This window comes from Tenacibaculum sp. L6, assembly GCF_028823685.1.
In the GTDB taxonomy this organism is placed as follows: Bacteria; Bacteroidota; Bacteroidia; order Flavobacteriales; family Flavobacteriaceae; genus Polaribacter.
The window spans coordinates 24,411-30,895 of sequence record NZ_JAPEHZ010000025.1 but is presented as its reverse complement, the minus strand read 5'-3'; the positions used below and the strand labels follow the sequence as shown (position 1 = coordinate 30,895).

The 6,485-nt window shown below is 33.1% G+C and carries 6 protein-coding genes; 3 read left to right on the top strand and 3 right to left on the bottom strand.

The features are described from left to right. Window positions 1-992 (top strand): hypothetical protein (locus tag OU788_RS06720; protein WP_274634447.1); only part of this gene is annotated, 992 nt, incomplete at its 5' end. A 3-nt stretch (window positions 993-995) separates the two neighbouring features. On the opposite strand, the gene OU788_RS06715 is transcribed toward OU788_RS06720, so the two are convergent. From OU788_RS06715 to OU788_RS06705, 3 genes are read right to left on the bottom strand one after another with little or no spacing between them, the layout of a single operon-like run. Then, window positions 996-2,090 (bottom strand): DUF3667 domain-containing protein, encoded by a 1,095-nt coding sequence (locus tag OU788_RS06715; protein WP_274634446.1) that lies wholly within the window; start codon window positions 2,088-2,090, stop codon window positions 996-998. Further along, window positions 2,091-2,477 (bottom strand): Co2+/Mg2+ efflux protein ApaG, encoded by a 387-nt coding sequence (apaG, locus tag OU788_RS06710; RefSeq protein WP_274634449.1) that lies wholly within the window; start codon window positions 2,475-2,477, stop codon window positions 2,091-2,093. 51 nt (window positions 2,478-2,528) lie between these two features. Continuing rightward, the gene (locus OU788_RS06705) at window positions 2,529-3,761 is read right to left on the bottom strand and encodes a type IX secretion system plug protein (RefSeq protein ID WP_274634445.1); all 1,233 of its coding nucleotides are present in this window, start codon (window positions 3,759-3,761) and stop codon (window positions 2,529-2,531) included. 160 nt (window positions 3,762-3,921) lie between these two features. On the opposite strand from OU788_RS06705, the gene OU788_RS06700 reads away from it, so the two are divergent. Both OU788_RS06700 and OU788_RS06695 read left to right on the top strand, forming a co-directional pair. After that, entirely contained in the window at window positions 3,922-5,274 is a 1,353-nt protein-coding gene (locus OU788_RS06700) for a Na(+)-translocating NADH-quinone reductase subunit A (RefSeq protein WP_274634444.1), read from the top strand. A 3-nt stretch (window positions 5,275-5,277) separates the two neighbouring features. Beyond that, window positions 5,278-6,483 (top strand): NADH:ubiquinone reductase (Na(+)-transporting) subunit B, encoded by a 1,206-nt coding sequence (locus OU788_RS06695; RefSeq protein WP_028891373.1) that lies wholly within the window; start codon window positions 5,278-5,280, stop codon window positions 6,481-6,483. Window positions 6,484-6,485 lie beyond the last annotated feature (2 nt).

The following is a 6,485-nucleotide window of genomic DNA, read 5'->3' as shown; positions in this document are numbered from 1 at the left end:
ACGATTTTGTTGAGGTTTTAAAAGAAACAGGATTTAAAGAAGAAAACATAGGTAAAACTACCATTTACAGGAAACAACAAATTACTTGTGTAGTTAATAATAACGAAGTCCAAATACTATTTAAGGTTGATAAAAGTGCTAAGGTTTCTAATGAGTTAATAAAGGCTCTTGATAAAGGGAATTACTTTTCTGATGATGCTGAAATTTTTTCGAATATTAAAAAGCATAAAAGCCCGATAGCGTTTAGTACGAATAAAGGAGGTTTTTTCAAAGTCTTGGTTGGTGAAGATCAGTTGAGTATTGAAGGGAAATTAAATGAAAATAGCGATATTTTCTTACCTTTTAAAGCTGGTTTTGAAGTTGATGCTATCGCCACTGTTTCAGGGAAATTAAACACCAAAAAGCTAGCTAAAATTTTACCTGAAAATACTTCAGAAAAATTTAGAAAACTAACTACATTATCATTAGATTCCATTGCTGCTAAATGGAATGGAGCGATGGATTTTAACTTTTCTTCCTTTGTTGAGAAATCAGATACTATTGTAACTTATGAGTACGATGATGACTTTAACAAAGTAGAGAAAAAAGAAATACAACAAACGATAACTCCCAACGTAACTTTTAACGCAGAAGGAGAAGGGTTGTGTGAGTATTTGCATGAAAAAGAGGTAATCAAACAAGTGGATGATAACGAAGTATTAACTTTAATGCCTTTATTTACCACGTATAGTTTTTGTAAAGAGAGTGGGGTGCAATTCGCTTCGCAAAAACAACCAGTTTTAAATGAGTTTAAAAAACTTGATGATAAGTTTTATTTCTCATTTAATGTAGCTCAATACCAAGCAAAAGATAGAGGAATATATTCCTTTAAAAACAACTATCTAGATAAAGTCCAGGTGTTACAATTGTCTGTGGTTAATAATAATCAGTTAAAAGCAACTGTGAAACTTAAAAACACTTCAAAAAACTTCTTTTTACAACTGCTGAATTAAAAATTAATACAGCGCAAAAGTTATAGCCCAAACGATTACTATACCAAAAAACATCAGGGTTACAAAAACGGTGTTTATGATAAAGTATTTAAAGAGGGTTTTAAAGAACGACTGACCGTAAAACTTTTTCATTGCAATAAAAAGGTACAGTAAAAAAAGTATAGAAAAAATTGTAGGTAAATTATTACTGCTTTTATTAATGAAGCCTATGATGTAAAAAATACTAGCAAGCAAGAAAAATACGGTTTGCACATGAAAAACAAATACTAAATGCTCAACGTAGGTAAATTTTCTTCTAATGTATATAAACGACAAGAAGAGTGTAAACAGTGGAAGTAGCACAAATAGTGAAATTGAAATGTGTGAATATAGTTGTTTGTTAAATTTTGAATGCTCTTCATCACTTCTAAGGTAAGAGTTTACAAGCTTAACCTTAGAATACAAAAATCTGTTGCTGAAGTTTTTCTCAATACCTAAACTATCTAAAGATTTTTCAGAAGAAAGGGTTGGATTTTTTTCTTCAAACTTCGATAATTTATAAAAGGTAGAATTGTTGTAATTGTTAACTATTGAGTCCAGTTGAGGTACCGAATCTTTTTTGTTTTGATTTAAAGAATCTAATTTCTTTTGATTGATCTTTATTTCACCAAAAACTAAATCGTGTAATTGACCAATGCTGAGTATTTTTTCTTGATTATTTTCGTTATTAACACTTATAGGAGATGATTTTTCAGGAGTTCCTTTTCTAAGTCTTTCAAAATGGTCGTAACTGTTAATTGCTCCCAGAATCAAAAAGAAAATAATTGTTGTGGCTAAATAAAATCGAAACGGATTGGTGTATCGAACACGTTTTCCTTCAATATAATCTTTTGAAACCTTTCCGGGATTAATTAGTAAAGGAATTAAGGTTCTCCAAAACTTAGTATCTAAAGAGAAGAATCCTGCAAAAAGTTCACGGAGAAAGGTTGCTAAGGTAATTTTTTTACCTCTGTTTTTTTGTCCGCATTCAGGGCAGAATTTCTCGTTATTGGTAAAAGGACATCCGCAGTTAAGGCAGTTGGCATCTCTTACGACAGGAACTTTATTTTTTTTAATCATTTAGTTTAAAGTAGGCGTAGTAGTTAGTTGAAATGTAGGTATGGTTACTAAAAACTCTTCAAGGGTTTTGGTATTAATCATTTTGTAGTTGCCACCCATGGCTCCAGTTGTAGAGAGTAAAAAGCAGTTAGATCTGTAATTGTAAACATCGTTTGGTTGTAAAATAGGGGTTTCGCCAACAACACCTTCACCTTCTACATATTCAGTATTGTTAAGAGCATCAAAAATTACCCAAAAACGTTCAAGGAGCTTTACCGTTTCTTTCGATTTGTTTTCAATAGTGATATAGTAGCTAAAGGCATAATACTGCTGATAGCCCTTGTACACGGTATTCTTAAAAGAAGTTTTTACCGAAATTTTTATCCCCTTAGTTACTTGTTGAAACATAGGATAAAGATAGTTCTTTTTCACTTTTTAGTCAATGTTTATTGTAAAGGCTTACCTATTTTGATTAAAATAACCGTTGCCAACACCTATTACTCTGTCATAAATTTCACCAAAAGGTTTGTAGTAAACAATCACAGTGTATTCGTTTTCAGTTTGATAAAATGAACCATCGATTTCATGTAGGTTTATAGAATTGTTAGAGTTTAAAGTAGCGTAACTATAGTTGTAAAATCCTTGTTTAAAAGGTAAAACAGCTTTGTATATACTTTGACTAGAATCGTAGGTCATTTTGTTTTCTTCGGATAGTTTATAATTATTGAAAGCACCATACACATACACGTCTTTGTTTTCGTAAGGCTCAAAAGCATCTAATGAAAAATGTACTAAGGAATAATCAGCTTCGGTATCATCTTGTTCGTTGTTTGCATCACGTTCGGTAGTTCTTATTACGAATTGTCCGTTAATATCAGGATTATAAGTGTAAGGTTTGTCCGCTCTGGGTTCATCGGTGTATAAATAACTGTGATATAAATTGTCACGAGTAACTCTAGCAACATTTAAACTACTACTCCTTATGTGTTTGGTGTCAAAATTTAAAAACTCATTACCTGCCCAAAAATTAGTTTCTACAGTGTGGTTGTATAATAATTGATGAGGTTTTGTAAAAACAGGCTGTAAATTGTTAATGGCGGTGTTCCAATTGTGATTTTGAAAAAGTGTTACATTAATTTCTTGTGAAGGATTGTTGATTTGTAAGTTCGGATGATTTATTGAAAATTGAACAGTTTGTTGTTGGTTAGCTGTTGAGGCATTTCTACTTCTAAAAACAGCGACACCTACCGTGGATATATCTTCGTAAAAAACACATCTTCTGGTGAAAACAACCTCGTAATTTTCATCAATAACAGAAATTAAATAATTGCCACTTTTAGTAATAATGGTGTTCTGATTCGGTATTTCAACCCAATAATGCGTGTAGGGTTGAAGTGTGTTGAACGAATTTGAAAAATTGATGATTTCGTTTTGCTCAAAACCTTGAATGTATTGGTTGCTAGTCATAGAGCTAGGTTTCCAATCATGTGTCATGTGTTCAATTTTGTATTGATATTGTTTGCTATCAGCCTCTAAATCATCAAAAGATAGTTTTAAAACATCTCCTAAACGTACAATTGGTGCGTATTGTTCAGAATTGTGCTTAGGACGTAGTTGAACTGTTTTTATGTTTTGAGCATAGTTTGAAATAGCACAGAAAAAAACAAGTATAAGTAGGTTTCTTAATTTCATAATTAACAAAAATATCAAAATATACGCCAAAGACAAGGTTTTTATTTAGAATAAATATAAATAAGAAGATAAAGTAAAGATATGGATTGTTTTGTTCTGTAAAGGGGGGTAAAATTTTTAAATTTGCGTGTTTTTAAGAAAATCAAATTAATCAGTTCCTATGTCAAAAGACATCCGTATTAAGAAAGGCTTGGATATCAAGCTAGTTGGCGAGGCAGAACAGGTAACTACCGAACTTCCATTAGGTGGTGTGTTTGCAGTAAAGCCAGATGATTTTCACGGCGTTATTCCTAAAATTTTAGCAAAAGAAGGTACAGAAGTAAAAGCAGGTGAAGCACTTTTTCATGCGAAAAGTGACGAGCGTATTTTATTCTCTAGTCCAGTTAGTGGTAAAGTTACGGAAATCGTTCGTGGAGCACGAAGAAAAGTTTTAGCAATTAAAATCACTGCTGATGCACAGCAGGAATACAAAGATTTTGGTAAAAAAGATGTTGATGCAATGTCTGGAGAAGAGGTGAAAAACCACTTATTTGCTTCAGGTTGTTGGCCGTTTGTAAAACAACGTCCGTACGACGTGGTTGCAAATCCAAATCAAGCACCAAAAGCTATTTTTGTATCTGCTTATGCAAGTGCGCCTTTAGCAGCTGATTATGATTATGCCTTGAAGGGTAAAGAAGCTGAGTTACAAGCTGCTTTAACAGCGTTAACAAAGTTAACTACTGGTAAAGTTCATGTTTCTGTAGCGGCGAATTCAACATTATCTCCATTTAAAGGAGTAAAAGGTGTTGAATTACATAAGGTTTCTGGACCACACCCTGTAGGTAATGTAAGTACTCAAATTGCACAAATTGACCCTATTAATAAAGGAGAAGTTGTGTGGGTAGTAACACCGCAAGACTTAGTTGTTATTGGTGAGTTATTATTAACAGGTAAGTTTAATATTACACGTACTATCGCTTTAGCAGGGTCTAAATTTAACAAACCACAATACGTAACTGCTAAGGCAGGAGCGCAAATTGCTGATGTTGTTAAAGGAAACTTAGAAACTACTAATGCACGTGTTATTAGTGGAAATGTGTTAAGTGGTTTACAAGTTGGTCAAGAAGGTTTTTTAGGATATTATGACAACATAATTACTGCAATTCCAGAAGGAGATGATTATGAATTCTTCGGATGGAATAAGCCAATCTTTGATAAGATATCTACTTCTAGAGCATTAACATTCTCTTGGTTAAACCCGAAGAAAAAATATGACTTAAATACGAATACTAACGGTGAACACAGAGCATTTGTGGTAACTGGTTCGTATGAAGAAATTTTTCCGTTAGACATCTATCCGATGCAATTATTAAAAGCTTGTATGTATAAAGATCTTGACGAAATGGAAGGATTAGGAGCTTATGAAATTGCACCAGAAGATTTTGCATTAACAGAATTTATTTGTGTATCGAAACAACCTCACCAAAAAATAATTCGTGAAGGATTAGATTTAATGAGAGAAGAATTAGGATAAGATATGGGCTTAAAACAAAATTTACATAATTTAAAAGAGAAATATAAAGGTACTAAGATGGCACCTGCGTTTAACGCAATCCACACCTTTTTATATTTGCCAAATGAGACTACTCATGGAGGAACTCATATCAAGGCAGCCGATGATTTAAAGCGTACCATGAATACAGTAATTATGGCATTAGTACCATGTTTACTTTTCGGTATGTTTAATGCAGGGTATCAACACAACGCTGCAATTAATGGCTTTACTGAAGGAATGTCTTTCTTTAGTGGAGACTTTTGGAATATGGACAACTTCCTAGTTGGTTTAACTAAAATTTTACCATTAGTAATTGTATCGTATTTAGTAGGTTTAGTAATCGAATTTATCTTTGCTGTAATTAAAGGACACGAAGTAGAAGAAGGTTACTTAGTAACAGGAATGTTAGTTCCGTTAATCGTACCAGTAGACTTACCATTATGGATGTTAGCCGTAGCTGTAGCTTTCGGTGTTGTAATTGGTAAAGAGGTATTTGGTGGTACTGGAATGAACATCTTAAATCCAGCGTTAACAATTCGTGCGTTTTTATTCTTCGCATATCCAACTTGGATGTCGGGAGATAAAGTATGGGTTCACGGTGCTGTAGAAGCTGCTGGAACTGCTGATGCAATTTCTGGTGAAACAGTTTTAGGAAGTTTAGCACAATCACAACCAATTAGTTATTCAGTTTCTGATATGTTCTTCGGATTTATTCCAGGTTCAGTAGGAGAAACTTCAACATTATTAATCTTATTAGGAGCTTTATTCTTAATCTTTACAAAGATTGGAAGCTGGAGAATTATGTTATCTTCAGTAATCGGAGCTTTAGTAATGGGATTCATCTTTAACCAAGTAGTTGATATGGGATGGGTTGGTGAAACGAGTAAGTTTTACGGATTAATGAGTTTAGATTTCTGGAAGCATTTATTAATTGGAGGTTTTGCATTTGGTGCGGTTTACATGGCAACTGACCCTGTAACAGCAGCACAAACTAACAAAGGAAAATGGATTTACGGTTTCTTAATCGGATTTATCTCGATTATGATTCGTGTATTCAACCCAGCATATCCAGAAGGAGTAATGTTAGCGATCTTATTAATGAACGTATTTGCTCCAACTATCGATCACTATGTGGTTCAAGGAAATGTAAAGAGAAGATTAAAACGTTTAAAAGCTAAAACTGCCTAATT